At 40.1% G+C, this 26033-nt stretch carries 19 protein-coding genes and 1 other RNA gene; 7 read left to right on the top strand and 13 right to left on the bottom strand.

Features of this window, described 5'->3' with window-relative positions; genetic code table 11:
- Positions 1-26 precede the first annotated feature (26 nt).
- Both VB732_RS07960 and VB732_RS07955 read right to left on the bottom strand, forming a co-directional pair.
- Positions 27-827, bottom strand: coding sequence for an aminotransferase class IV (locus VB732_RS07960; RefSeq protein ID WP_323230267.1), 801 nt, complete (start codon positions 825-827; stop codon positions 27-29).
- Between the two features lie 103 nt (positions 828-930).
- Entirely contained in the window at positions 931-1716 is a 786-nt protein-coding gene (locus VB732_RS07955; RefSeq protein WP_323230266.1) for a hypothetical protein, read from the bottom strand.
- A 638-nt stretch (positions 1717-2354) separates the two neighbouring features.
- Between VB732_RS07955 and VB732_RS07950 the strand changes: the two genes are divergently transcribed.
- The 5 genes from VB732_RS07950 to VB732_RS07930 all read left to right on the top strand — a co-directional run bounded on the left by VB732_RS07950 (position 2355) and on the right by VB732_RS07930 (position 9512).
- Complete coding sequence (locus VB732_RS07950; protein WP_323230265.1) at positions 2355-2813, top strand: hypothetical protein; 459 nt, start codon at positions 2355-2357, stop codon at positions 2811-2813.
- A gap of 127 nt (positions 2814-2940) precedes the next feature.
- Positions 2941-3795, top strand: a complete 855-nt coding sequence (locus tag VB732_RS07945; RefSeq protein WP_323230264.1) for a hypothetical protein — start codon at positions 2941-2943, stop codon at positions 3793-3795.
- Positions 3792-4748 carry a hypothetical protein gene (locus tag VB732_RS07940; protein WP_323230263.1) on the top strand — a complete coding sequence of 319 codons (957 nt, stop codon included), beginning with the start codon at positions 3792-3794 and terminating at the stop codon, positions 4746-4748. The genes VB732_RS07945 and VB732_RS07940 overlap by 4 nt, the downstream gene beginning before the upstream one ends.
- Before the next feature lie 610 nt (positions 4749-5358).
- Positions 5359-7479, top strand: a complete 2121-nt coding sequence (locus tag VB732_RS07935; protein WP_323230262.1) for a dynamin family protein — start codon at positions 5359-5361, stop codon at positions 7477-7479.
- A gap of 50 nt (positions 7480-7529) precedes the next feature.
- Positions 7530-9512, top strand: coding sequence for a dynamin family protein (locus VB732_RS07930; protein WP_323230261.1), 1983 nt, complete (start codon positions 7530-7532; stop codon positions 9510-9512).
- A 44-nt stretch (positions 9513-9556) separates the two neighbouring features.
- Here VB732_RS07930 and VB732_RS07925 read toward each other — a convergent pair whose 3' ends face one another.
- From VB732_RS07925 to VB732_RS07915, 3 genes are all read right to left on the bottom strand, one after another.
- Positions 9557-10774 (bottom strand): acetate kinase, encoded by a 1218-nt coding sequence (locus VB732_RS07925; protein ID WP_323230260.1) that lies wholly within the window; start codon positions 10772-10774, stop codon positions 9557-9559.
- A 64-nt stretch (positions 10775-10838) separates the two neighbouring features.
- The gene (locus VB732_RS07920; RefSeq protein WP_323230259.1) at positions 10839-11012 is read right to left on the bottom strand and encodes a type II toxin-antitoxin system HicB family antitoxin; all 174 of its coding nucleotides are present in this window, start codon (positions 11010-11012) and stop codon (positions 10839-10841) included.
- Between the two features lie 138 nt (positions 11013-11150).
- Positions 11151-13781 carry a DNA polymerase III subunit alpha gene (locus VB732_RS07915; protein ID WP_323230258.1) on the bottom strand — a complete coding sequence of 877 codons (2631 nt, stop codon included), beginning with the start codon at positions 13779-13781 and terminating at the stop codon, positions 11151-11153.
- A 193-nt stretch (positions 13782-13974) separates the two neighbouring features.
- On the opposite strand from VB732_RS07915, the gene VB732_RS07910 reads away from it, so the two are divergent.
- Positions 13975-15267 (top strand): dicarboxylate/amino acid:cation symporter, encoded by a 1293-nt coding sequence (locus VB732_RS07910; protein WP_323230257.1) that lies wholly within the window; start codon positions 13975-13977, stop codon positions 15265-15267.
- A 20-nt stretch (positions 15268-15287) separates the two neighbouring features.
- Here the strand turns inward: VB732_RS07910 and VB732_RS07905 are convergent, their stop codons facing one another.
- The 3 genes from VB732_RS07905 to VB732_RS07895 form a co-directional block, all read right to left on the bottom strand.
- Positions 15288-15467: a hypothetical protein gene (locus tag VB732_RS07905; RefSeq protein WP_323230256.1), complete on the bottom strand. Its 180-nt coding sequence runs from the start codon at positions 15465-15467 to the stop codon at positions 15288-15290.
- A 415-nt stretch (positions 15468-15882) separates the two neighbouring features.
- On the bottom strand, positions 15883-17595 hold the full coding sequence (locus VB732_RS07900; RefSeq protein ID WP_323230255.1) for a diflavin flavoprotein: 1713 nt from the start codon (positions 17593-17595) through the stop codon (positions 15883-15885).
- A 112-nt stretch (positions 17596-17707) separates the two neighbouring features.
- Complete coding sequence (locus VB732_RS07895; protein WP_323230254.1) at positions 17708-19426, bottom strand: diflavin flavoprotein; 1719 nt, start codon at positions 19424-19426, stop codon at positions 17708-17710.
- 1322 nt (positions 19427-20748) lie between these two features.
- Between VB732_RS07895 and VB732_RS07890 the strand changes: the two genes are divergently transcribed.
- Positions 20749-21207 carry a helix-turn-helix domain-containing protein gene (locus VB732_RS07890; protein WP_323230253.1) on the top strand — a complete coding sequence of 153 codons (459 nt, stop codon included), beginning with the start codon at positions 20749-20751 and terminating at the stop codon, positions 21205-21207.
- A gap of 316 nt (positions 21208-21523) precedes the next feature.
- On the opposite strand, the gene ssrA is transcribed toward VB732_RS07890, so the two are convergent.
- The 5 genes from ssrA to VB732_RS07865 all read right to left on the bottom strand — a co-directional run bounded on the left by ssrA (position 21524) and on the right by VB732_RS07865 (position 25992).
- Positions 21524-21916: a transfer-messenger RNA gene (gene ssrA / locus VB732_RS07885) on the bottom strand.
- 172 nt (positions 21917-22088) lie between these two features.
- Positions 22089-23036 carry a F0F1 ATP synthase subunit gamma gene (locus VB732_RS07880; protein WP_323230252.1) on the bottom strand — a complete coding sequence of 316 codons (948 nt, stop codon included), beginning with the start codon at positions 23034-23036 and terminating at the stop codon, positions 22089-22091.
- 96 nt (positions 23037-23132) lie between these two features.
- Positions 23133-24653 (bottom strand): F0F1 ATP synthase subunit alpha, encoded by a 1521-nt coding sequence (gene atpA / locus VB732_RS07875; protein ID WP_323230251.1) that lies wholly within the window; start codon positions 24651-24653, stop codon positions 23133-23135.
- A 215-nt stretch (positions 24654-24868) separates the two neighbouring features.
- Positions 24869-25423: an ATP synthase F1 subunit delta gene (gene atpH / locus VB732_RS07870; RefSeq protein ID WP_163936145.1), complete on the bottom strand. Its 555-nt coding sequence runs from the start codon at positions 25421-25423 to the stop codon at positions 24869-24871.
- Positions 25420-25992, bottom strand: a complete 573-nt coding sequence (locus VB732_RS07865) for a F0F1 ATP synthase subunit B (RefSeq protein ID WP_323230250.1) — start codon at positions 25990-25992, stop codon at positions 25420-25422. The genes atpH and VB732_RS07865 overlap by 4 nt, the downstream gene beginning before the upstream one ends.
- Between the last annotated feature and the right edge of the window lie 41 nt (positions 25993-26033).

Here is a 26033-nt window from a genome sequence, read left to right as displayed (position 1 = left end):
AAGATATAACAAATTTGGCGTGGTTGTCATGCTAAAAAAAGCTCCCTTATTAGCTGAAAACTATGATGGTAGGGATTACATTGTAGCGACCCTGAAGGCAGATAAACGGTATGAATGGGAATAATTTCTACCACACTATTAGTGTAGGCGATCGCTTCAAATCTCTGGACTAACTCCACGCTCCAAGGTTCTTCCTGTATTGACTGTTGGTGATTTTGCAACCAATTTACAAGTTGCGATCGCATAATTCCCGGCAAAATTCCTGCGTTTTTTGGTGGCGTGTACCAACTGCGATCGCACCATCCCCAAAGGTTGCCTGTACTGGTTTCTAGCCAATTTCCTTGAGCATCGACTAATATTGCTTCTTGAGCATCTAAGCTAGTTTTTGTTTTTGCCAGCCAAGCACTCAAATAATTTCCAGTTTTATGAGAGGGGAGAGAGCGAGAAAATTCTGAACTCACGGTGGCGCACTCTATACCATTCTTTTGTCTTTCTGTCAAATCAGTAGGTAAAAATCTGCCAATTATCCATTCCCGTCCATCAGGAAAGAGGGTAATTCTGAGAACGGGAAAGTGTGCTAAAAGAATTTGAGCGCCTTGACGTAGACGTTTCCAGTCGGGTTGCTGCCAGCCAAAAGTTTTTACTGAAAAAAGTAGGCGATCGCAATGTGCTTGCCAATTAGTTAAATTATGATCTAGCGAGTTCTGATAAACCCGCAATGTTGTAAAAACAGTTGCCCCATAAAGTAAACCCGGATCGTTAATGTTTAATTCTAGGGTTTGAGAGTGAATGAATTTACCATCATACCAAAAAATATTATTTGTCACAGTTAGATTGTTTGTATCTACAACTCCATTGATTTGGACTCTATTGAAAGATGAAATATAGAATTTGCTACTATACTGGCAGCAAACTCTTATAATTAGTAATTTAATCTTTTGGAGGGAACACAATTTTTTGATTACCTTCAGGAGTTGTAATTACTTTTCCCCCCAAAGCTTCAATTTCCCTAATTGCTCGTTTTTGAGTTTTCTTGTCAACTTGATTATTTAAAACCATCGACCAAGTAGAAATTTGAGCATATTTACTCTTAGGGTTTCGACTCAGAAATTCAGCAGTTTTTTGAGAAGTATTAGCTATAAGCTGACTCTCTGCATCTGAAAATTTACTTGCCCAGTTTGCCGCCGTTGCAAAAGATTGTTGGGCAGCTTGAGCGTCGCCTAAAAATAATAACTCATCAACTCCTTTAAAACGCCATATATAATAAGACCTTTCGGGAACGAAGGGAGATAGTGATTTTAAGCCTTTCTCTGATATTGCGATCGCACGTTCTGGCATAGCAGCATATAATGAAGTACTGATAGAAAGACTCCGATACGCTGCTAAAAACCGTGGGTCACGTTCTAGAATAACTTCAAAATATTCTGGGCTTAAACTATAACCTGTTTTATCCCGAACTTCATCATCTCCAAAGTACTGGGAGAAATTGAGATATACTAAATCTGCAATGAAATTATCATAACCAAAGCTAGGCGTTTTTTTAAGAATATTAAGACGGGTATTTTCTGATTTTATTTCTTTTTCTAGAGTCTCTAAAGAGGCTGATTTTTTGCTCTCTATTAGTTTTTGTAATTGGGGAAATTGAATCAGAGTAATTCCTAAAATACACGCACAGATGACGAAAGGTGCAGCAATAGCTTTACGCGATAACAACATATTTCTCTTGTCTTCCCAGGCAGAAGGAACTTCTTGTATATTTGTATATAATATACTCGCTGTAAAATTACTCAGCTACATAGTTATAGTAGCTGACAGAAGATCGCATCCATCAAGCTACCCGACCTTTTATAAACAACACCAAATAAGGCTATATCTCTTCAAGAGAAACCGAAAAGAAATATTCAGACAAATCATAAGTACCATATTATACATTTTGTCCGTTATTACTTAGAGTAGAATTTTCACAATCTAGGAAACTATTTTCTTTTTTGAGACGAAATTAAATCCTAGAAATCTAACTTTAAGTTGTTTCGCATTTAACTGGCATATACTGAGCGAACAAGATGCCCAGCCCACAAGCATTTGGTTTAATTTGATCATGGAACTTATAGCGGTTCCCAATCACATAAGGTATAGTTCTTAGCTTATGGGATTTACGCACAACTATACGCGGTAGGGGCAATTAATGAATTGTCTTAAGAAGAAAATTAAGGTTTGAACTATTTTTTGCGTAAATCCTGATTTATTAAGTTCCTTTTAAATTACTTAGTTTTATTAAGCAATAGTAGTAAATATTACAACATGATTTAAGATGATATTTTGTTCGCAATTAGACCTTTTACCTCCTTAATTTTATGCTAGATACCGAAGTTACGAACAACTTGGAAAATAATGGTCTATCCATTCAGACAAAAAATAGTGATTTTAAAACAATAGTTACTAATCTTAATTCTAATAAAAAGGGACTAGATGTTGACGACATTATTGATGCTATTAAAACAGTAATTGTTGAAGCCATAGATTTAAAAATAACTACTTGGGTAGTAGAGTCATCTGAACATTCACATAATGAGATAGAAGTCGCCAAACCAGGTAATCGAATATATACCCGAATTAATCTTGTTAGTGGCGATATCCAAAATGAAATTGGTAGTCAATTTACTGATAGTGGGCCCTATAAAGAAATTCGTGAATTTCATTTGACTCAAATTAGAGATGGTCGAGAGATTATTCACAAGAATATAGAAAGTGTGGAAAAATTATACGGTTTATTTATGGAAATAGTGAAAAATCGCAAAAAATCCGAACTTTAAGCGTTTGTTAATTACTCCTTTAAACTAAGTAGCTAAAACAACCTAAGATTTGTTTAGGTTTATTTGTTTGTATTTATCAATACAATACTACAACCAAATTTAGTCATAACTATGAGAGGATTAAACTATGCCTAATAATATTCAAACTAAAGAGCGAAATGTTGCTCAACCTCAAGATACTCAAAATCAAGCTAGAGGCTTGTTAAACAATTTAGTATCTTCTGTACAAACATTAGTTTCTGATATCACAGCCTTAGAAGTTAATACAATGGTCGTAGATAGAATTAATGCTTCCAAGTTTAATGCTTGGGAGGCGTATCAAGAAATTTATTCTATACACGATCCAGATTACTTTCAGGCAAAAGGTATTCCAGAAGAAGGTTCTCAAGCTCAAGAACTGCATAAGCGTTATAAAAGTCTATTTAATCAACTTGAAAGAGAATATTTTTACCTTATTCTTGAAGAAGGTTCAGATTTTTATAACCCGCAGGATGAAAGGGTAAAACGATATCGCCAGAGACTTGAATACGCAAAGAAACATCAAGCAAACCTAGTTGAAGCTGATGAGGAAAATATAAAACTAGCTGAACCAATACTACCTGCTCCAACTCCGGTTCTTGATGATCAAGATGGAAACAATCAAGAAGATTGGATTGAAACTTTTAAAGAAATTCAAAGACTTTTAAATAATGGTAAATTTGTTCGTACCCTACGTAAAATGTACGAACTGAAAGCTGCACTTGATGGTGGTAACGTCACAAGTACCAAAACTGATATTATTTTTGCTCAAACTGTCATGCAGTTGGATGGAGATATTATTACTCGTTATCATAAAGAACTATTTAATTTATCTGAAGACGCTAAGAATCTCATCATTAATACACATAATCAAGGAGTGATTTCTGGAGAAAAGCAGTGGCGTGGAACATTTAGTTTTTTGATTAGTTTGGTACAGGGTATCGCAAATTTATCTCGAAAATGAACGCCAACATAACAAAAATAGACAATCAAGCTGATGTTGTACTCTCTCTGTTTCTACAAGTTCCTCAAGGCGATCGCTTTGAACTTAAGGTTGAGCGATCGCAGTTTAGTTTTTACTTAAATGAGATAGTCGTAGAACAGATTCAGCGATCGCAAGAAATTGGTGTTTCTTTATACATTCCACCAAAGCTGGTAATTCCTCTGTGGTATTATGCCTGTTTCAGTAGTAATAATCTTGTGTTCGGAAAAAAAAGAGAAATTACTGAAAAACAAATAAGTAATTTTTTTTACGTTACTCTTATAGTTAATATTATAAAATCTTTTTTGAGTAAAACTGTACAGGACAAAGCAAGCTTACAGCCTGGATTTACCTTTAATTCTTACTATGAGCAGGCTGAATCAGCTTCAGATTCTTATGAAGCGAGAGACATCATTTTGCAAAGTACAGTTTTAATTCATGGTGATATATTCCATAAAATCAAGTTTGATTTTATGCAAAATTCAAACTGTTCAGCAATTGCCTCTGCTCATTATTGGGTCACTGAACAAATACTAAGTTGCTTTCGGACTAAGCTTAATTTGTTAGTTTGGGAGGTGGCTTCGCTGTTTCCGGCTGGTTTTGTGGCCCATAGTTTATATCCAGCAAATGGAATATTATTGATATTTGCTTGGATAGGCTTCACTATACTATTTTCTATTACTCGTTATGTGCTTGTCAATCAACTTCAAAGACGTACTTGTATCAACTCTAAATTTATAAATTGGTTAGCATGGACGCTGATTTCTCTTATCCCTATAGTTGTTGCTATTAATAACTTTAGGGACTTTAATGGATTATTATCACTATTATCACTTATCGCTCCAAAACTTGCAGAGCACATTTTAAATTTTATAAAACCGCGAGTTGGAAAGCTAATCATCAATCGGTTATTGTTATTATCGAACGTAAATTAAACATACAGCAGGAACTTTGTGAGGTGCAGATGATTTTAAGGGCACAGCAGTGCTGTGCCCTTACTATGTAATTCATTTACCTGAAAAATGCTGTAATGTAAAACTTCTCCTTTGTAGCAGCATAACGTACTGAAAACACCTCCGATGGTTGCGTTAAACTTTTAAGCTGGAAGCTTCACTAGCAAATTTACTTTGTATGCGTTGTATTTGATAACAGTTCCTATTAAAGGGCTTAATATAGCTCATTCAGTAATAAAAGTATAAATTGTATTGTATTTTCGATTACAAAGCTGCTGATATTTATAGTAATAAAACCTTAAAAGTATCATTAAGGGTATCTAAAGTCAATCTATTAGATTGAAATCATGTACTAATAAGTCTTCTGAAAAAACTTCCAAAATTTTTTGTGGACGTATCCGAAATTATCTTTGATGCTTCTGAATAATTAAGTATTGGTCAATGAGACGACGAATTTAGTGCATGTATCCAATATATGCACTACTGAGTTCAAAGAATTAGCTCAGGTAAATTTACTCTCTGAAAAGCTACGGCGTGAAGTCAAAGGACTTTGGCAATAAGTACATAGTACATATCTCTAGGGGAATTTTATATGATTGATAATCATTTTTCAAATTCTTTGGATGATTGGTTTGATTTTAAAGCTGAATCATCTCAAGATGACACTGAAATAAATAAGAATTCGGCACAATTAAATGGCGATGGTCTAGAAAATTGTGCAGATTCATTTCAGAATTATAGTCAGCCATTAATGTCTGATAACCAGTTAGATTTTCTAGATAATTCATTAAAAGAAACTTTTAACGATGGCACTTCAGAAGATATCAATATTGCGGTTGTGGAAACAATTCAGATTGTCATTTCAGGTGTAATGGAGGCTGTCAGCGATCATTGGTTAAAAATAGAAAATGCGGATGATAATATTTCTCAATCTGTGGTAGATGCCAATGCTATCGAAACTCAAATACCATCACCTCCACCTCCAGAACCTTCTCATGACTTGACTGAGTGGATTCGTCTCTGGCTTGATGAATGTTTGGTATTATCAAATTCTTCTGGTTGTGAAGACATGACCACTGAGTTAAAAGCACTAAATTCACGATGGGAATTGCCAGGTTTCCGTCTAGCATTGGTAGGTGAGTTTAGTCGTGGTAAAAGTTCTTTAGTTAACCGCTTATTAAATGCAGATATCTTACCTGTTGGCGATCTTCCAACTACTGCAACCTTGACCTCAATTGTTGCAGGGTCAGAAAATTGTATGGAAGTTCAAGCTTTCAAAAATGGATGGGAGGCTCGTCCAATAGAAGCAATATCTTGGAGAGATATAACAGCTATTGAACGAGATGGTAGCGAGCAAAAGGTGATTGGTCAAGTACGTTTAACATTAACTCACCCCTGGTTACAAGCACTTGATCTTGAGTTGATTGATACGCCTGGAGTAGGAGACTTGAGTGGCGATCGTGCTGCTTTTGCACTTGACGTATTGAGTCAGTGTGATGCATCTATTCTAGTTGTGAGTGCTACATTACCTTTCAGTATGACGGAAGCAACCTTTTTAGAACAAGAAGTAATGGGTCGGCATATTCCCAGGATTTTGGTTGCTGTTTCCAAACTTGACACTATTCCAGAAGAGGAAAGGTTAGACGTATTTAATAGTATTTGTAAACGGATAGCAAAAATTTCCTCAACAATTCCTGTTTTACCGCTCTATTCTCTCAGTGAGAGTAATTCAGACACTGAAGTATTTGAAGCAGTAAAGACTCAGATTGAGTCAATGGTAGCAAAAGGCGATCGCAGAATATGGCGTAGCCGTAAAATTGCAGGTCAAATAACAGATTATCTTTCACATCTAATCAAAGTTGGGGAATTAGCAATTTCTACTGCTGCGATGGATAGAGCAGAGAAAGACAACGCCTTAATGAAGCTAAATCAGGAAATACAAAATGCCCAAATTGACTGGGAACGAATTCGCCTGAACTTGGATCAAAGACGCTTACAGCGTACCAAAGCACTACAGCAAAAAATTCTCCAAGCCAAAGCAGAGTTATTAGCAAATCTTTTATTGGAACTCAGAAGAACGCAAGACCCCAAAACTTGGTGGGAGCAAGATTTACCATTTCGGTTACGACGTGAGCTTTTTAGGTTAAGCCGACAATTAGAAAGCGATGTTTTAAAAGCCCTATCTTTAGATTTTGAATGGCTACAACAAGAAGTATCGAAACAGTTCTCAACTCGGATAAATTCGGAAGAAATTGATACTTCAGAGGCAGTTAAAATCGATTTAAGTTTGCAAGAGCTTTCGCTGAATGAAATCGAAAAATACCGAATTTTTACACGACTTGGAGGCAGCGCGGCCACAATCTGTAGCTCAATTTTTGGTGGGCCAATTGGAGTAGCTGTGAGTACGACAATATGGGTCATTGGTGAGCAATTAATTAAGGAAAAGTTGCAGCAAGAGCGAAACTTACTTAATCAAGAGTTAGAACATAGTATCGATCGTTCTATTGATGAATACTTTAAACATTTAACAAATCGTCTCCGACAACTATATAACCAATTGAGTGAGGAGATGGAAGAAGAAAAAATTGCTTGGCAAGCTGCATATAAAATTGCCTTTAATAGTAATAATAAGCAATCAGAAAATCAATGGTCACAAATTATTTCTCAAGCTTATGCCTTGAAGAGAGAAATTTCACGGATGCTATCGCTCTAAGTTACATTTTTTCAAGTTGATTAATCAAATAAATCTGCAAGGAGATTATTATGTTACTTCAAACTGCCCCATACCAAAAGTACGAAGAGTTTAAAGAAAAGCAAAGTGTGCTGGCGAATTTAATCAAGCGCCACTTAAAGCTAATTAGTTCGCTAAATATGACTCAATCAGAAAAAGCACTCCAACAACTAGAAACTCTAGTCCAGTCCGATAGCTTTAAGGTGTTGGTTTTGGGAGAATTTAAGCGTGGTAAGAGTACTTTTATCAACGCTCTGCTAGGTGAGAAAGTTTTACCTGCTTATGCTAGACCTTGTACTGCGATTATCAATGAAGTGAAATGGGGAGATAACCGTCGGGCTTTATTACATCCAGCAAAATTGGCAGATAGCCCTGTACCTTCTCCTCAAGAAGTTCCCGTTAATCAAATTGAAGAGTATGTCGTCATTAAAGATGACGTTAGTGAAATTAATAGTAACCCTTACGAAAAAGTTGAATTATTTTGGCCTTTGGAACTTTGCCGTAATGGAGTAGAAATTATTGATTCTCCTGGATTGAACGAGCATGATACTCGCCAGAAAGTAACAATGGACTATTTATCTAATGTTGACGCAATACTGTTTGTACTTTCTTGCGAAGCACTGGCTTCTAAGTCAGAAATAGATGTCATTGAAAACACTTTACAACCTGCTGGGCATCAAGATATCTTCTTTATTTGCAATCGCTTCAATATGATTGAAGACGAAGAAAAAGATAGTATTAAGCAACATGGAATTAGCAAACTAGCTCCTAAAACAAAACGTGGTGCAGAACGAGTGTTTTTTATCGATGCCCGTGGTGCTTTAGGAGGAAGACTAAAAGGTGACATTGAGCAAGTTGAAAATTCAGGTTTAGCTTTGGTTGAAAGAGAACTAGAAAAATTCTTGGCAAACGAAAAAGGTAATATCAAAATTCTGAGACCTGCGGCAGAACTCCAGAGGGCAATTTATGAAGCACGAACAGTTATTCCTCAAAGAGAAGTAATGCTAAGAACAGATGTTAAAACCCTGGAAGCTCGATATGAAGCTGCTCAAGAACCACTACGCCATCTGCAAATTAAGAGAGAGCAGATAGTACAGCGTATCTCTAATTTTTTGGAAGATATAAAACAGACTATTAGCGCCGAAGGGTCTAGTTTCTATCGCCGACTGGCTGACAAAATTGTTAGCGAATGGGTGAAAAACTTAGAAATAAAAGCACCAATAGTTTTGACTAAATCTCAGATTGAAAAATTAATTAAAGAGGTGAGCGATCATCTCTCGCAAAAGATGGAAAATGAATTATTAGACTGGCAAAATCAAGTATTACAGCCTTTGGTAAGTAGTCGTCTAGAACGTCTTACCCAAGAGATAGATGAACGTGCCAACGAATTTGTAAATCAATTAGATAGCCTGAAAATTCAAGTTGTAGGTAGCATTGTTTCCATAGATGACCTCAACATCAAAAAGGTTAGTGTAATCGAAAGAGTACTGGCTGCTGGTGGAGGATTCTTGTTAGGAGCAAATATTGGATTAGCCGGGGTTGGCGCTGTTTTTGGCTATCAGGAAATGGCAAAGGCTATTATTCCTCAACTAGCCCTTAGTTTGGCAGCAATTGCTCTAGCTGCTGCAAATCCTTTGGTGATATTTGGAGCTATGGCTGGCGGTGGACTCATCCAGGGATTATTAACTGCAAAGTCTACAAGTAACAAGATTAAAGAGGAAGCTGCTAAACGGTTCGCAGCTTCAATTCGTGATTCAGCACCAGAACGAGGTGATAAGATAGCCGAGGCTGTAGTAATCAAACTAACTGAAATTAAAAACTCAATAAATCAAGGTCTTGGTCAAGAGATTCAAAAGTTTCGAGAACAGGTAGATTCAATCCTGGAAGAAAAGCAACAAGGACAAGCTAGTGTTGATGCAATAATTAGTGAGTTACAAGTACTTAGCAGAGAATTAGATGCTATTGATCGGGAATTAGATACTCTTGTAGCGCGGGTTGCTATTACAAATTCTTAAGAGTTAGTTTAGCCAACTTCTTTTAGGGGTTGGCTTTTTGATTTTTACTTTTGCAAAAGTTGCCAACATTGCCCGGCGATCGCCCAATCTTCTTGAGTATGGATTACTAATACTCGCACTGCTGAGTCAGTTGTAGCAATATCTTCATCCACTGGCTGCTGCTGATTTTTCTGAAGATCGAGTTTCAAGCCCAAAAAACCAAAGCCTTCACAGGCGGCTTGGCGGATTTCCGCAGAGTTTTCACCCACGCCTGCTGTAAACACCAAAGCATCTAATCCGCCCAAACTGGTAAGCATTGCACCGATATTAGAACGCAGACGATGAACGTAGATATCCCACGCCAATTGAGCGCGAGAATTACCTTGAGCAATCGCTTCTCTCACTTGGCGCATATCGCTAGATACACCCGAAATTCCCTTTAACCCAGAAGCTTTATTTAATATCTCATCCAACTTTTCGACAGAATAATCGCAGTACCGCAACAGATAAATCAGAATTCCCGGATCAACTGAACCAGAACGACTACCCATCATTAATCCTTCTAAAGGCGTGAATCCCATTGTGGTATCAATACTGCAACCGTTTTTAATCGCTGCTAAAGAACAACCATTTCCCAGATGACAGGTAATTAACCGCTCAAGTGGAACTTCTCGACCGAGAATTTGGGCAGCACGTTGAGAACAGTATTGGTGACTGATGCCATGAAACCCATAGCGACGGATTCCTTGTTCTACCCACTCATAAGGGCCGGGATAGATTGCTGCTGCATCGGGGATAGTGGCATGAAATCCAGTATCAAAGACTGCTATTTGGGTGACATCTTTTGAGATTTCTTCAATTGCTTCTATACCTTCCAAAGCAATTGGATTGTGTGCTGGAGCGAGATTAGATAAACTAGCGATCGCCTTTTTGACATCTTCTGTAATTACTACACTATCTCGATAATCCTGTCCACCATGTACTATCCGATGTCCCACCACATCAATCTCTGACAACCGATCTATTACTTTTGTAGCACCATCAGTAAGTGTATGGAGCATATAGGTGAGGTGTGCCTGCGGGGAATCATTAGAGATGGTTTCTTGCAGTGTTGCGCCTGTAGCAGTTTTCACCTCAATTTCAGCTACACCGCGATCTTGAGTCCAGTTGATTTTCCCTTCCCAAAGGGGTTGAGATGCTTCGGTAGAGAAAGCCTCATCTGCAATTTCATACAGACAACTCTTTTGGGTACTCGATCCGGCATTCAGCACCAATATCTTCATAGGACAACATAAAAACATGACCTCCTTTTGATCATGTCACCAAGTGTAGCCTTATGCTTCTACCCTATAGGCATAAAGGTAGAGGAAATTCCTCTAAGTAAAGCTGCGTTGCCTCTCTCAAGCTAGCAATTGCCTGTTCGATTGTCTCTCCCTGATCAACCGTACCAACTTCGGGACACTCAGCTATATACATATCGTCCTCTTTATAAATGAGGACTGCAAAGCTGCGAGTTTTCATCGTACTGTATCCTCAAGCCCTTTTATAGCAAGCATAGCATCACCCTTTCTCTATAAAGATTGCCGTCATGAACACCCATCAGTGGAGCGATCCCGCCCAAAAAACAGTTTAGAACCCTGCCATAAAATCTTATCCTGGCTAATTCGGCAAATTATCAACCCGCATCAAATCCAATTCCCGCTCAAAGATTTCATCAATTGGCAACATTTGACCATCAACAGTCATAAATTTGTGGTCTTTTGTTGCCCGAATTATTGAACCATCTTCCAAGCAGTACTCAAACACTTCTTGTTGTCCGCGAGCGTGCCACTGTGCTATTGGTTGTGTGTAAATATTCCCATTATTATCAACGCTATAAATATTACATTCAATGCGTTTTTCTACAATTTTACCAATCGGTAATAATCCATATTCCACTGTCAATATTTCCGTGTCATAGCTTAAACAATATTCAGCAAACTTCAACATTTGCTCAAATAATTCATCCGCAACTTTTTTCGGAACACCATTTTTCGCTGCGCCATCCACGAATTTTTCTCGCTGCTTTTGCATCTCAGAAACTTTCTTTTTACCCATCGCCCGACGCAGCAAGTCAGCTTGTCCTAAAGAATATCCAGCCATATCCTGAGCAATTTTCATGATTTGCTCTTGATAGACCATAATTCCATAAGTTTCGTCTAATATTGGTTCTAAAACAGTGTGTTGATAATCAATATTTTCTCGACCGTGTTTGCGGTTAATAAACTTAGGAATCAACCCTGCATCTAGTGGCCCCGGTCGATAAAGTGCCAAAATTGAAGAAATATCTTCTATATTAGAAGGTTTCAAATCTCGCACGATCTGACGCATTCCCGAAGATTCTAATTGAAATATCCCTTCTAACTCACCTGCTTCTAATAACTCATAAGTTTTCTGGACATCTTTAGGTAAGCTGCTATGTTCACCTTTAGCTAATATCTTCTGGGCTTTTCTTTCCTGGCGCGGAATTTCATCAGGATCAACCCGATATCCTCTCGTTTCTTGAATCAAATCTACAGTCTTTTGAATCAGCGTCAGGTTCCGTAAACCCAGGAAATCCATTTTTAACAAACCCATCGATTCCAAGTCTTCCATGAAATATTGGGTAATTACGGAACCGTCATTATTCTTCTGTAAAGGTACAATTTCATCAAGTGGTTCGTCTGAAATTACCACCCCGGCTGCATGAACACCAAAGGTTTTGTTAGTTCCTTCAATTCGCATCGCCATATCAAGCCAATGGCGAACATGGGGTTCTTTATCATATTTTTCTTTAAACTCTGGTTCTGGAGTTTTATCGGAAACCATCACCTTGAGTTTCGTTGGTTTCCCCCGCACCACAGGAATCATTTTCGCCATTTTGTCAGCTTCCCCGTAGGGAATATTTAATACTCTGGCGACATCTTTCAAAACGGCTTTAGAAGTTAGGCGGTTAAAAGTAATAATTTGGGCAACTCTATCTGCACCATATTTATCAGTTACATATTCAATCACTTTATCCCGTTGTTCAATACAGAAATCTGTATCAATATCAGGCATTGATTTCCGTTCTGGGTTCAGAAAACGTTCAAATAGTAGCCCATGATGCACAGGGTCAATATTAGTAATTCGCATCGCATAAGCAACTAACGAACCAGCCGCCGAACCACGACCTGGCCCTACAGGAATATTATTATCTCTAGCAAATTTAATGTAATCCCATACAACTAAAAAGTATTTGGAAAAACCCATCTGCTGAATCATTTTTAGTTCGTATTCCAATCTTTCTTTATAGACGGAATCGACTTCTTGGCGAGATTTGCGATTTAAGCGTTCTAAAAGTCCACTCCATGCAACATCTTCGGCGTAAGTGTCAGCAGTATGACCAGAGGGAATGGGGGGTGTAGGAATTTGAGGCTCACCCATGATATGGTAAGGCTCAACTTTATCAGCGACTTCTTCTGTGGTTGCGATCGCTTCGGCAATTACATCATCCGGCAAATGGTCACGAAATAGCTGCCGCATCTCCTCACCAGATTTGAGATATTCTGTGCCGCTATAACGCATCCGCTTATCTTCAATAATTAGCTTGCCAGTTTGAATACATAGCAAAGCGTCGTGGGCTTCAACGTCAAAACAAGATATAAAATGCGAATCATTCGTCGCAATAATTTTAATCCCTAGCTCCCGCGCAATTTTAACTATTTCAACATTCACAATCCGGTCTTCTTGGGAACCGTGGTCTTGAATTTCTAGATAATAATCATCACCAAATACATCTTTATACCACTGAGCAACTTTCCGGGCTGCATCTGGTCTATTACTGAGAATCGCTTGGGGAATTTCTCCACCCAAACAAGCGCTGGTGACAATCAAGCCTTCATGATATTGTTTGAGTAAATCTTTATTAATACAAGGACGAGAAAAAATTCCTTTGCCTTGAACACCCTTGAGGTGAGAAATTGTAGTTAATTTGACTAAATTTTTGTAACCTTTGGTATTTTTAGCTAAAACGACTTGATGATATTTCGGACGACGTTCTTGTTTCTCAATATCGCCGTTAATTACATACATTTCATTGCCAATAATCGGCTTAATATTTTGACTACGGCAGATTTTGATCAGTTCAACGGCTCCATACATGACACCATGATCGGTAAGGGCGATCGCTTTCATTCCCAGTGCGATCGCTTGATTCACCAACTCTGGTAGCTGACTTGCCCCATCGAGTAGACTGTAGTCGCTGTGAATATGTAAAGGAACAAAGGACATAAGCATCTCCAACCACAAGCCAAGATATCTTTAGGGGGCTACCTTGTGGTATACCCTTTCGAGCTAGATTTTGCAAAGCAACGGAATATTACATTAGCAGTTTTTACCTCAAATTAAAGCTGTTCTTTTTCCGAAATTGCCACTGTCATCAGTATTGTTTTAATAGTTACAGCAGTTAATCAGCATCTAACTAATGAGTCAAAAAGAGAGTACTACTTCGTCTGAAACCAAAGCTAGCCCTTGGTGGCAGCGTATCCCTCTCACATTGCAAATTCTCATCGCCCTAGTAGCCGCAGTCAGCATTGGTATTGCCCTTGGTGCAGGGAATCCCAATCCCAGCAATGCCACCTTAATCAACAATTTAGCAATTCCGGCTGAGTTGGTGCTAAAGGCTCTCCGCGCCCTAGCTACGCCCCTGATTCTGGTAGCGGTGCTGCATACCTTAATGACTACCGATATCCCCGGTACAGCCGGGCGGCGGCTGGCAGTACTACTTTTGACTAACACTACCGTAGCTATTTTAGTAGGACTTTTGGTAGCGAATGTACTGCGTCCGGGAACGTGGGGCAATGTAGCTACCTCAACAACTACAGAAATAACTACTCAGAGTCTAGATCCTTGGGGAATACTCAAAGATGCTGTACCGGAAGCTGTTCTGAAGCCATTAGTTGATAATAATGTTATCCAACTAATTGTTATTGCCCTGAGTTTTGGCATCGTCTTGCGGGGATTAAAATCTGAACAAATTGCCCAAGGTAAGAACGCATACCAGCCGATAGAGGATGTCATCGGGATTTTGTTTGAAGCGGTAGTCGGTGTCCTCAACTGGGTAATTGCCTTAGTACCTTTCGCCGTCTTTGGGATAGTTGCTAAAACAGTTGCTATGCAAGGATTTGCACCGTTTAAATCTTTGGGTGCATTTATCTTAGCGGTGCTGTTAGCACTGGCATTACAAGCGTGCTACTACCTCACCAGAGTCAAATTTGGTTCTTGGGTACACCCGCTAAAATTTCTTGCTGGTGGTTCCGATGCTTTTTTGACAGCTTTCTCAACTTCTTCTTCTGCGGCGGCAATGCCCATAACCTTTGAGGTTTTGCAAACAAAAGTCGGTTTAAGGGAATCTTCTGCTGCTTTGGGGGCATTAGTAGGGGCAAATTTCAATAATGATGGCACTGCCCTTTATGAAGCAATGTCTGCGTTGTATATTTCTCAACTAATTGGGCAACATCTGACTCTAGGACAGCAGTTAATTGTTATCTTGACCTCAATTTTTGCATCTGTAGGCGCAGCGAATATTCCCAATGCTGGACTGGTAACAATGACATTAGTGTTCACTTCTGTAGGCTTGCCTACCCAGTACATTGCTTTGCTAGTTACCATAGATTGGTTTTTGGATCGCTGCCGCACCGCAATTAATGTTATGGGAGATATGACTGTCAGTGCTTTACTTGACGGCAAAAAGCCTCGTTCTGTAGACGAGGCTTAATTTGACGGCTTTTGAGGTATCTAATGCTGTTGAGGCCCTTTGGCATCACATTCTTTAGCCCAACAGCGTTCTAGAAGCCGAAGATGCCAGATTAATGCAAAGCGTTGGGGATTCAATACTAATTTAGTATCCTGACTAAATAAAGGTTGGTTCAGATATTGCCAAAGGGGAAATTTAATTTTGGTGTGTTTCGGAGTCATAAGAGCAACAAATATTATAAAAGTTTAACGGCCATAGTTGGCATTGTGTCTAGCAATAGCCCGCTCTGTTTTTCTAGTTAAAGGCTACACTGGGATTTTGCAGTTGTCCTGGTGGCAATTGCGGAATTCCACAAAATGAATGTATGTTGTTTCCGCTTTAATACTGAAATTGCAAACACTATTTTTTTGATTTTACATCCTCCAATAGGTCAGTTTTCTGGAGGGTAAACAAAAATAGGCTAAATAGACATCTTTGCAACTCCTAAGCTGTTTTGCATTTAACTTGCATTGCATCTCGACAAAAAATTGGGACGAGCAAGATGCTCATCCCATAATCAAAAAGAAAATTTTTGTAATAGAGTGCCTTAGCTATATTTGAGCTTAGGCGGTTTCATTAGGTTAAATTTCTCACTATCTAATAATGAGTGCCAGTTTTACGGTGGTTGATAGCAGTAACAGCATCAGGCTTGAGTAATTTACCTTCGTCCACAGTTGCATATACAACCCAGTGATCGCCACATTCCAGGCGTTGATTGACTGAACATTCCAAATATGCCAAAGCGTCGGTGAGGACTGTACAACCGTTATCTGCAACTGCTGTACTAAAGTTGGCAAATCGGTCTTCCCCAGGCGCGAAAGATTTACGGAAATGCTTCATGTAATCTTGGTGATTGCCTTCAGGTAGAATATTTAAGGCAAACTTACCGCCTGGATACATCAAAGATTCGATCGCTCGCTCTTTAGCGATCGCAACTGTTATTCCGGGTGGGTTAAAAGTAGCTTGAGAAACCCAAGCGCCTAACATTGCGGTAGACACTTCTCCTTGTTTTGCTGTCACCACGCATACAGAACCAACAATCCGGCCAACAGCTTGTTCTACTGGGGTAGCGGCTTGTTGGGGAACGCGTACCTTTTTAGCTTTTTTCAGTGTTTGGGCAAAGTCTGTGCCTAGTTCTTCACAGAATTTCAGTGTGACATCATCCGGTTTAAACTTCACCTTTAAGGTGTCAAAGCCAAAACGGTATCCAGAATCCCGGAGTTTACCTTCGATTAGGTCAAATGCTTCGCCACTCCAACCATAAGAACCAAATACGCCAGCAAGTTTGCTGTTGTCACCGCTTGAGATCACAATCCCTAAAGCAGTATGAATCGGAGTTGGCGCATGACCACCGATGGTAGGAGAACCAATGATAAAACCCTCTGACTGTGCTAGGTTGATGCGAATTTCATCAGGGGTAGCAAATTCACAGTTAATCGATTTGACTGCAACTCCACCTTTAGTTAATCCCAGAGCGATCGCTTGTGCTAAAGTCGCCGTATTGCCGTAAGCTGAAGCGTAAAGTAGGGCAACAGAAATCTCGCGATCGTTATGAGAACGGCTCCACTCTCCATAAGCTTTGGTAAGCTCAATTAAACCGGTGCGTACTAAAGGGCCGTGACCCACAGCATACATTCTCACCTGCAAATCTGATATCTTCTCCAAAGCTGCTTGCACATGAGGAGTTTGGGGAGCCATCAGGCAGTTAAAGTAGTAACGCTGGTCTTCTTTGAGTGCTTCCCAGTTATCATCAAACACTTCATCACCACAAAGATGAGTTGCAAATAACTTATCTGTGTAGAGAATTTGGGTTTGTTGATCGTAGGTACAAAGTCCTTCCGGCCAACGTGGGCTAGGAGTGGGCAAGAATTTCAAAACATGACCTTTGCCTAAATCCAGAGTTTCTTTCCCCCGCATCACCAAGACGTTCAAATCTTGCTCTAGGAAAGCAGCCCGCAAATTGTTCGCACCAGGAAGAGAACAGACAAAAGTTACCTGTGGTGCCAGTTCTAAAATTGCTTTGAGGGTTGCAACTCGATTGGGACTAAAATGGCCCAGGATTATATAATCCAAACTTTGTAAATCTAAAGTCTGCCGCAATGCCTCTAAATAAATTTCGGTAAAGCTTTCTGGCGGTGGATCAAGAAGTGCGGTTTTATCAGCTTCAATTAAATAGCAATTGGAGGTAGTACCTCTCTCAAGTGCGTATTCAATTTCAAACCGCAGACGTGACCAACTACGTGCTTTCAGAACTTTAGTATTTGTAGCAATTGGTAGAACTTGTACGTCGCGTGGCTTGGAATTGGTCATAGCTGTTGGATAAAGTTAGGGAACAGGGAACAGGGTATAGGGTATAGATCATAGGAAACAGGGGATAGTTTTCTTTGCTGTCCCCTGTCACCTATTACCTCTTCCCTATTTCTTAGTAGTAATTACCTACTTTGCGATGGCGAACGGCTGTGAGTCCATCGTTTTTGGAAACACGACCTTCTTGGACGGTGCAGTATAAAATCCAGTGGTCGCTGCATTCCATGCTGCTCTGTATTTCACATTCCATGTATGCCAAAGCATCTGTCAGAATCGGAGAACCGTTTTTCGCGGTTTGAGTTTTTACTCCTGCAAATCGGTCAGCACCAGGATGTAAGCGCTTGAGAAAATGCTTTTTCAATTCTTGATAATTGCCTTCTTCCAAAACGTTGAGGACGAAACGATCGCCTACTTGCATTAAGGAATCAATGGCGCGGTCTTTCGCAACGGCAATTGTCAATCCTAATGGTTGCAAACTTGCTTGCGTTACCCAGGATGCCAGCATTGCACTTGAAGCATTATCTTTTTTAGTGGTGACTATATACAGTCCACTACTAATGCGACCCAATGCCTTTTCCATGTTGACATCAAGAGACTTGATCTGCTTGATGTTGCGATCGCGCACTAGCAATTGTCCGATGTCTTTACCGGCTTCTTCACACAACTGGAATGTTGATGCTGTAGGAGCCTCTTTAATCCGAATCGCTGGGAAGGCTTCTTTGATGCCAGAATCGAGAAATTTTCTGCGGAGTGTATCAATGGGTTCATCATCCCCACCGTAACATTCAAACAGCCCAATCAGTTGCTTGTTCTTGGCGACAGCCAGAACTGAACTGATACTAGCTTGAGCGGCGGCGGAAGTAGTCGGGGGCATACCAATAATGATGCCAGCTGCTCTCCCGGCTAGTTCTTGAATTTCTTGGCTTTCAGCAGTACTCAGATCCAGTACTTCTACGCCAATGCCAGTTTTCAGTATACCTTCGGCAATTGCATGACCAAGGCGCTCGCCATAACCATATTCTGAGACAAAAAACAAGCCAACTGTTGTTTCTGCTTTAGCTTGTTTTTGGCTCCAATTTTCGTAGCACCCAGTTAAAACATCTAGATGGTGGTATAGTAAAGGGCCGTGACCATTGGCAATTATATTAATCTTCCCCAGATCGCCCATGCGCTTCATCGCATTCAGCAACGAACGAGCGTTAGGGCCCATCAAGCAGTCGTAGTAAAATCTAAAGTCAGCTTCGATCGCTTCTAAATCTTCGTCAAAGGTGCGATCGTCACAAAAATGCATCCCAAAAGCGTCACAGGTGTAGAGAATTTGGGTTTTGCGGTCAAAGCTAAAGATTGTATCCGGCCAGTGCAAGTTAGGCGCACTCACGAATTCCATTTCGTGTCCTTTGCCGATATCGATGCGATCGCCAGTTTTGACAACTCGCTTAGAAAATGGATCGTGGACTAAGCCTTCCAAAAATTGCAGCGCAACTTTTGAGGCTAAGACGGTGGCTCTAGGAGCTAATTGCAAGACATCTTCTACTAAGCCACTATGGTCTGGCTCTGTGTGACTGACAATTATGTAATCAATTGTCTTGGGGTTAACAAGACCTTTTAAAGTCTCTAAATACAGATCGCGAAACTTCTGGTGAGAAGTATCAATCAAAACTGTTTGTTCACCCCTAATTAGATATGAATTGTAGGTTGTGCCGTTTTGCAGTCCGAATTCGATATCGAAGCGATCGCGATCCCAGTCAAGAGAGCGAATCGCCGTTGTATTAGGGGCAATTTCTACAGTTTGTATAGTTAGCCGATGTTGAACGTTCTCTGCGATCGCTACCATTATTCGTCTCCGAGCGCAAATTTTCAGGTTTTTCTTCTGCCCCCATTGTCTCTATTATTTTTTGTTTAAGTTGTAATAAATATCAGTTTTTGAAAAATTTAACTTGTATCAATTATTGCTGTTTTTTAGCAAAAAATATAACTCAAAAAATATACTCAATAGTAATTGATTTCGAGAAATCTACCGAGTATTTAAATTTGCTCTTTATCTAATTTTGCCGTAATTTAAAAATATCATTTTGTTATATTGTTTAATCGTAAAAACTTAATAATATAAAATTGGTATCCCGCATACACGACTATTATATAGAATTTATATCTGATTTTTCTAAAAACTCAGTATAGCTCCAAAATATTTATTTATCTTTCTTAGCTGAAAATATTTTAATTTGCATCCTCAAAAAAAGAAATCTCTTGTAGGGTAAGCATTTTGCCCATTCACCCTATACAAATTAAATACACCACAGTTTAGTTTATTGACCCTTATGTGTGGCCTAACTACACAAGTAAGTTGAGAAATCAAAGTAGATTATTTGTTTTAATAGTGACAGATTAACGCTAAAGATATGCAAGATTCTATAGAGAAAAATGTTATTTTGGGGTCAAACAATTCTCTCAATAGAATAGATTGAAATTTAGTTTTTTAATCTGCGATATGATAAATAGGTAGGAAAAGTAGGAAAGGTAGGAAAGGTAGGATAAGTAGTAAAAACAGGAAAGTCAATACGAACTTTTTCTATTTTAAATAGGCATTAAGTATATTTCTATCTCAAGGAATAATTTTGTTGCGTAAAATATAAATTTTATGTAAACTTAAGGAAATAGATATTTTTTGGAGATAAATAAGACAATTTTCTAAAGATGAGTTGAATAAAAAGGAACTTGGCTCGCGTATAGATGTTTTTTTACTCATTCAAATGGAAAATATCATAAAAATCATTTTTAAAGTTTCGATAAATCACCGTAAATACACGAATAATTTAATAATTTCAATGATAAAGTTTTTTATTATCGGCTTTAAACATTAATCAGCACAATGACAATAGGAATTTATTGTCATAACTGTTTCTGGCTATTTAATAAATCTGCCTACACAGGTTAATGTTGTCATTGCTGATGTGCCTAACTTTTTGCAAAATTCTATTGTCGATGATAAATTGCCAACTTGAACAGCGTTATAAAGCCAATACTTCTTGTTTAGCAGCCTTTTAGATACTGCCATACTTAATTTTTGTAGTTCAACTTTGAGAGCGTGCAAGTATATAGGCGTGAATAGACATAAAGAAAAATAGCAAAAATTAACTGTGTAAAAGGTAATTAATTATGGGATGCCGATTAAAAGTCTTTCTAACCGATCAAGAAAAGCTGACTTTGGAAGAGTTAAGAAAAGCCAAAGACGTTCCTCAACGCACCAAGGATCGCGCTCAAGTCTTACTTCTGAATAATCGCGGCTTAAAAAATGAACAAATTGCTAAAGGTTTGAATTGGGCAATTTCAACAGTGCGCCAAACTCTTCATCGGTGGGAAAAGATGGGTTTAGCAGGTCTATGGGATGCTCCAGGTCGAGGTGGGAAACCCCGATATTCAGAAGCAGATTTGGTTTATCTAGAAAACTGTTTAGCTCAAGAGTCACAGACTTATAACTCTAAAGAATTAGCAAAAAAACTGGCCTCTGAACGTCAAGTAAGCTTGAGTGCAGATCGACTACGACGGGTACTTAAACAAAGGGGAAGGAGATTTGGAAGCGCACGCAAACAACCCCAGGTACAGAATATTAGCTAAATAACAAAAACTGAAACCCAACAAACCCCGCAAAAAGTTGGGTTTCGTTCCTCAACCCAACCTACACATTTTTGTTTTTATGCAAAACCTACGCAGTATTAGGTCAGAATAATCAACTACATTCTGACTTTTTTAGGACTTACGCACACTCTACGAACTCTTGGCGTTCTTGGCGTCTTGGCGGTATGCCTGCGGCACGCTACGCGAACGATAAATTAAGCTTTTCGGCAATTTTTGCGTAAATCCTACTTTTAATTCTGTTTGATAAAAAAAAATCCACCTAAACATTAAAATGTTTGGTGGACTTGTTTATTCTTAGTGGATCCGAGCAGAGTCGAACTGCTGTCCAAATTGGGTATTGACCCCCCGCTCATTCACAGGTTTAGCCTTTCTGACCCTCAAGGCGGGAATCGTTCATTATCCCGAACGTAGGATGCTCTGATTTAATCTTAGCTAGCAAGCCAACCAGAGAACGCTTACTAGAGCATCCGTTGGGGGTTGGTCTTCAGTCCTTAACGGAGTCAAACTAAAGACGCTCGAACCTGTAAGAGGTTTTTAGGCAGCTGCTACTAGAGCAGGCTTACGAGCAAAGCTAACGATGTTATTCGCATTTACTTTTTGTTTGAGCCTTTGATTTGCGAGAGGAGACTCACTCTCGACCTGAATCACAGAGCAGCGTTCGCCAACCTGTCGAAACCGTGACGGACCCATGCGCTTCATACTTCAATTATAATACGCGATTCTTGAATTCGTAATTTGTAATTCGTAATTCGTAATTATCAAAGTCAGAATATATGGCTCCCCTTAGTCAAAATAGCCAATCGCTAATTTTAAAACCATTAGCAATTGGCTATTTGCCATAATCCACAACAAATATTTTTCTAAGTTAGTGCTTCAGCACCACCTACAACTTCTAGGAGTTCTTGGGTAATGGCAGCTTGTCGAGCTTTGTTGTAAGACAGTGTGAGGGTATTAATCAATTCGCCCGCATTTTCACTAGCATTACTCATAGCTGTCATCCGCGCTGCTAGTTCACTAGCCGCAGATTCTTGCAGCGCCCTCAATAACTGGTTACTAAGATACAGGGGCAACAGAGAATCGAGGATCTGTACTGGATCTTGCTCGAAAATCATGTCAGGAGCCAAAGGACGGGCTTGGCTAGCCACTTTCTCCCGTTCGACTTCAAATTTACCGCCACGGGTTGTCAAGCGGAAAATTTCGTCATCGCCTGCTTCTAGTCCTTGCGGATCGAGGGGCAGTAAGGTTTGGATTACAGGACGGGAGCTAACCAAGGAAAGGAACCTAGTGTAGATTAATTCGATGCGGTCTACTTCTTCCGAAAGGAACAAGGAAAGTAGTTGATCGGCAATCTGATTGGCTTCGGCTGCGGTGGGAATTTGCTCTAAGCCGCTATAGGTGGCATCAATTGGCTGATCGCGACGTTGAAAGTACTGTGTAGCTTTGCGTCCGACGAGTACAAATTGATAGTTTAAACCTTCTGCCTTGATTTCCTTGGCGCGGTTTTCTGCTCGACGGATAACGTTATTATTGTAGCCGCCGCATAAACCGCGATCGCCTGAAATTACCAATAGTCCGACTGACTTAACTTCTCTTTTTTTCAGCAGTGGCAGGTTTGCTTCTTCAAAGCGCAAACGGCTTTGTAAACCATACAATACTTGTGCCAAGCGATCGGCAAAGGGGCGAGTCGCTAGCACTTGTTCTTGCGCCCGGCGCACTCTAGCCGCAGCTACGAGACGCATGGCTTCTGTGATTTTTTTGGTGTTTTTGACCGACTGAATGCGATCGCGTATTGCTTTTAGATTGGCCATATTCTTGAGTTAGGAGTTAGGAGCTAGGAGTTAGGAGTTAAGAGCTAGGAGTATTTCATTAACTTTTAACTCTTAACTCTTCACTCCTCACTTTAATTACGCTGCTGCTTTGAAGGTCTTCTTGTATTCGGCGAGTGCTTCTTTTAAGGCAGCTTCTTCTGCTTCACCTAGTGCTTTAGAGGCTTTTACTCCTTCAGCATACTGGGTTTTACCAGTCTTTAAGTACTCCCGCAGACCTTGGGTAAAGGTTGTGACTTTATCAACAGGTACATCATCTAAGTAACCATTGATACCAGCGTAGAGAATTGCTACTTGCTCATATACTGAGAGTGGCGAATTTTGTGGCTGCTTGAGAAGTTCGCGTAACCGTTGACCCCGTGCCAACTGGTCTTGAGTGGCTTTATCTAAGTCAGAAGCAAATTGAGCGAAGGCTTGCAAGTCGTCAAATTGGGCTAGTTCCAATTTAATTTTACCGGCAACTTTTTTCATTGCCTTGGTTTGCGCCGCAGAACCCACGCGGGATACAGAAATACCGGGGTTCACAGCTGGACGGATACCAGCGTTGAACAAGTCAGAAGACAGGAATATCTGACCATCGGTAATGGAAATTACGTTTGTGGGGATGTATGCTGAAACGTCACCAGCTTGGGTTTCGATGATTGGCAGGGCGGTCATGCTGCCTTTACCTAATTCATCACTTAGCTTGGCGGCTCTTTCTAACAAACGAGAGTGAATGTAGAATACATCTCCAGGATAAGCTTCGCGTCCGGGTGGGCGACGTAGCAGCAGGGACATTTGGCGATAAGCTTGGGCTTGCTTGGAGAGATCGTCGTAAATTACTAGGGTAGCTTTGCCTTTGTACATAAAGTACTCAGCAATAGTTGCGCCTGTGTAAGGAGCTAGGTATTGTAGTGTTGCTGGTTCACTGGCACTAGCAAAGACAACGACGGTGTAATCCATCGCGCCTTTTTCTTGCAATGTCTGCACCACGTTAGCTACGGTGGAAGCCTTTTGACCGATCGCAACGTAGACACAAACTACATCTTCTTCTTTTTGGTTGATGATGGTGTCGATCGCGATCGCAGTTTTACCGGTTTGGCGATCGCCAATAATCAATTCCCGTTGACCACGACCGATAGGAATCATTGAGTCAATAGCTGTAATACCCGTTTGCATGGGTTCGTGTACAGACCGACGGGCAATGATACCTGGCGCTGGAGATTCAATCAAACGGCTTTCTGAAGACTTGATATCTCCTTTACCATCGATGGGAAGACCCAAAGCGTTTACAACTCGTCCAATTAAGGCTTCTCCTACGGGTACTTGAGCAATTCTACCAGTAGCGGTTACAGAGCTACCTTCTTGAATTTCCAGCCCTTCACCCATCAACACCGCGCCCACGTTGTCTTCTTCTAAGTTCTGGGCGATGCCAACTGTGCCATCTTCAAATTCTAAGAGTTCCCCAGCCATAGCCTTTTCCAGACCATAGATCCGGGCAATACCGTCACCTACTTGTAGGACAGTACCAACGTTAGCAACTTTGACCTCTTGATCGTATTGCTCGATTTGTTGTTGGATAATGCTGCTAATTTCGTCAGGTCTAATTGATATGCTCATGTGTCTATCTTGTTTGCTTTCGAGACGGAAAAATTAATTCAGTTAGGAGTTAAGAGTTAGGAGTGATGAGTTAAAAATGCAAAAATTACAAGTTAAAAGTCAAAATAAATTACTATTTACCTAACTCCTAACTTCTAACTCCTGTACAGACGCGTAGACGCTCGTAGAGCGGCTTCTCGTAAGAGTATAATCGCGTCTCTCTAACTCCTAACCTTCTAGCTATTAGTTAAGCGCAATGAAAGGCGACGCAGTTGACCCCGGATACTGGCATCAATTACCTGCGAACCTACTTTAATGATCACACCACCAATTAACTCACTGTCTACCTTGGTTTCTAGTTCTACCTGGCGAGCATTACTGATGGCAATCACTTTTTCTGTTATTGCCTGCTGTTGAGCTTCTGTGAGGGGAACGGCTGAAATTACTTCCGCTAATACGGTTTGATTCAGCTGCCGCAACAGCGCCAGATATTGTTGAAAAATAGATTCCAAGAATGCAATGCGGCGTTTGTCTACTAATATCAACAAAAAGTTGCGTAAGTAGGGGTTAGAGCCTTCACCAAGTATTTGTTTGATGAGAGCTTTTTTGTTCTCAGCCTGAATAAACGGGTTGCTGAAGAAGTTGTGTAGCTGTTTGTCTGCTCTAAGCAGTCCCAGGAAAGTACGCGCATCTTCCCCGAACTCTTCTGTCAAATTTTTCGATTGCGCTATTGACAAAAGTGCCTGTGCGTAAGGTTGGGCTACTTCGGCTGCCGCTACCTGACTTGTCATACATTGCCTCCCAGTTGTGCGATGCTACGATCAATTAAACTTTGTTGAGCATCGTCGGCAATCCCGCCTTTGAGTTGCGATTCGACTTTTTGCAATGCTAGTGTAGCAACTCGTTGCCGTAGTTGAGCGATCGCTCGGTCGGTTTCGGAATTTAAATCTGCTGCTGCTGTTTGTTTCAAGCGTTCTACGTCTTGCGCTGCTTTCGCTAACAAGGCTTCTTTCGCTTTTTGAGCATTTTCTACGGACGATTGGCGGATACGTTCTGCTTCTGCTTGAGACTGCTTCAACTGCTCTTGCGCTTGGGAAAGGGCTGTCTTTGCCTCTTTTAAGCGCCCTTCTGCTTCCTGAATTGCGGTGGCAATATTGGATTGTCGCTCGTTCAGGATATTGCTTAAAACTTTACGTCCGAAGTAGAATAGTATGCCAACCAGAATCGCTAGATTGATCAGATTGGTTTCAAAAATGTCTAGGTTTAGACCGAAACCACCTTCTCCTGCGCCTTCTGCCAATTCAGAGTGAACAGCGTTCGCTTCTGCGGCAAGTAATAAGAATGTCCCCATGATACCCATTTACAAGTGCGCTGCTCGCTTGCTAATACGTTGTATTTTTC

Source organism: Nostoc sp. UHCC 0252, from assembly GCF_034931145.1.
Lineage (GTDB): Bacteria > Cyanobacteriota > Cyanobacteriia > Cyanobacteriales > Nostocaceae > Nostoc.
Note: the sequence above shows the minus strand (reverse complement) of the source record. Positions and strands in the feature narration are given on the sequence as shown.

What these genes read in the sequence shown, in the direction of transcription:
- VB732_RS07955 (WP_323230266.1), bottom strand. Translation starts at nt 1,716, where the DNA reads ATGTTGTTATCGCGTAAAGCTATTGCTGCACCTTTCGTCATCTGTGCG.
- VB732_RS07950 (WP_323230265.1), top strand. Translation starts at nt 2,355, where the DNA reads ATGCTAGATACCGAAGTTACGAACAACTTGGAAAATAATGGTCTATCC.
- VB732_RS07945 (WP_323230264.1), top strand. Translation starts at nt 2,941, where the DNA reads ATGCCTAATAATATTCAAACTAAAGAGCGAAATGTTGCTCAACCTCAA.
- VB732_RS07940 (WP_323230263.1), top strand. Translation starts at nt 3,792, where the DNA reads ATGAACGCCAACATAACAAAAATAGACAATCAAGCTGATGTTGTACTC.
- VB732_RS07935 (WP_323230262.1), top strand. Translation starts at nt 5,359, where the DNA reads ATGATTGATAATCATTTTTCAAATTCTTTGGATGATTGGTTTGATTTT.
- VB732_RS07930 (WP_323230261.1), top strand. Translation starts at nt 7,530, where the DNA reads ATGTTACTTCAAACTGCCCCATACCAAAAGTACGAAGAGTTTAAAGAA.
- VB732_RS07925 (WP_323230260.1), bottom strand. Translation starts at nt 10,774, where the DNA reads ATGAAGATATTGGTGCTGAATGCCGGATCGAGTACCCAAAAGAGTTGT.
- VB732_RS07920 (WP_323230259.1), bottom strand. Translation starts at nt 11,012, where the DNA reads ATGAAAACTCGCAGCTTTGCAGTCCTCATTTATAAAGAGGACGATATG.
- VB732_RS07915 (WP_323230258.1), bottom strand. Translation starts at nt 13,781, where the DNA reads ATGTCCTTTGTTCCTTTACATATTCACAGCGACTACAGTCTACTCGAT.
- VB732_RS07910 (WP_323230257.1), top strand. Translation starts at nt 13,975, where the DNA reads ATGAGTCAAAAAGAGAGTACTACTTCGTCTGAAACCAAAGCTAGCCCT.
- VB732_RS07905 (WP_323230256.1), bottom strand. Translation starts at nt 15,467, where the DNA reads ATGACTCCGAAACACACCAAAATTAAATTTCCCCTTTGGCAATATCTG.
- VB732_RS07900 (WP_323230255.1), bottom strand. Translation starts at nt 17,595, where the DNA reads ATGACCAATTCCAAGCCACGCGACGTACAAGTTCTACCAATTGCTACA.
- VB732_RS07895 (WP_323230254.1), bottom strand. Translation starts at nt 19,426, where the DNA reads ATGGTAGCGATCGCAGAGAACGTTCAACATCGGCTAACTATACAAACT.
- VB732_RS07890 (WP_323230253.1), top strand. Translation starts at nt 20,749, where the DNA reads ATGGGATGCCGATTAAAAGTCTTTCTAACCGATCAAGAAAAGCTGACT.
- VB732_RS07880 (WP_323230252.1), bottom strand. Translation starts at nt 23,036, where the DNA reads ATGGCCAATCTAAAAGCAATACGCGATCGCATTCAGTCGGTCAAAAAC.
- atpA (WP_323230251.1), bottom strand. Translation starts at nt 24,653, where the DNA reads ATGAGCATATCAATTAGACCTGACGAAATTAGCAGCATTATCCAACAA.
- atpH (WP_163936145.1), bottom strand. Translation starts at nt 25,423, where the DNA reads ATGACAAGTCAGGTAGCGGCAGCCGAAGTAGCCCAACCTTACGCACAG.
- VB732_RS07865 (WP_323230250.1), bottom strand. Translation starts at nt 25,992, where the DNA reads ATGGGTATCATGGGGACATTCTTATTACTTGCCGCAGAAGCGAACGCT.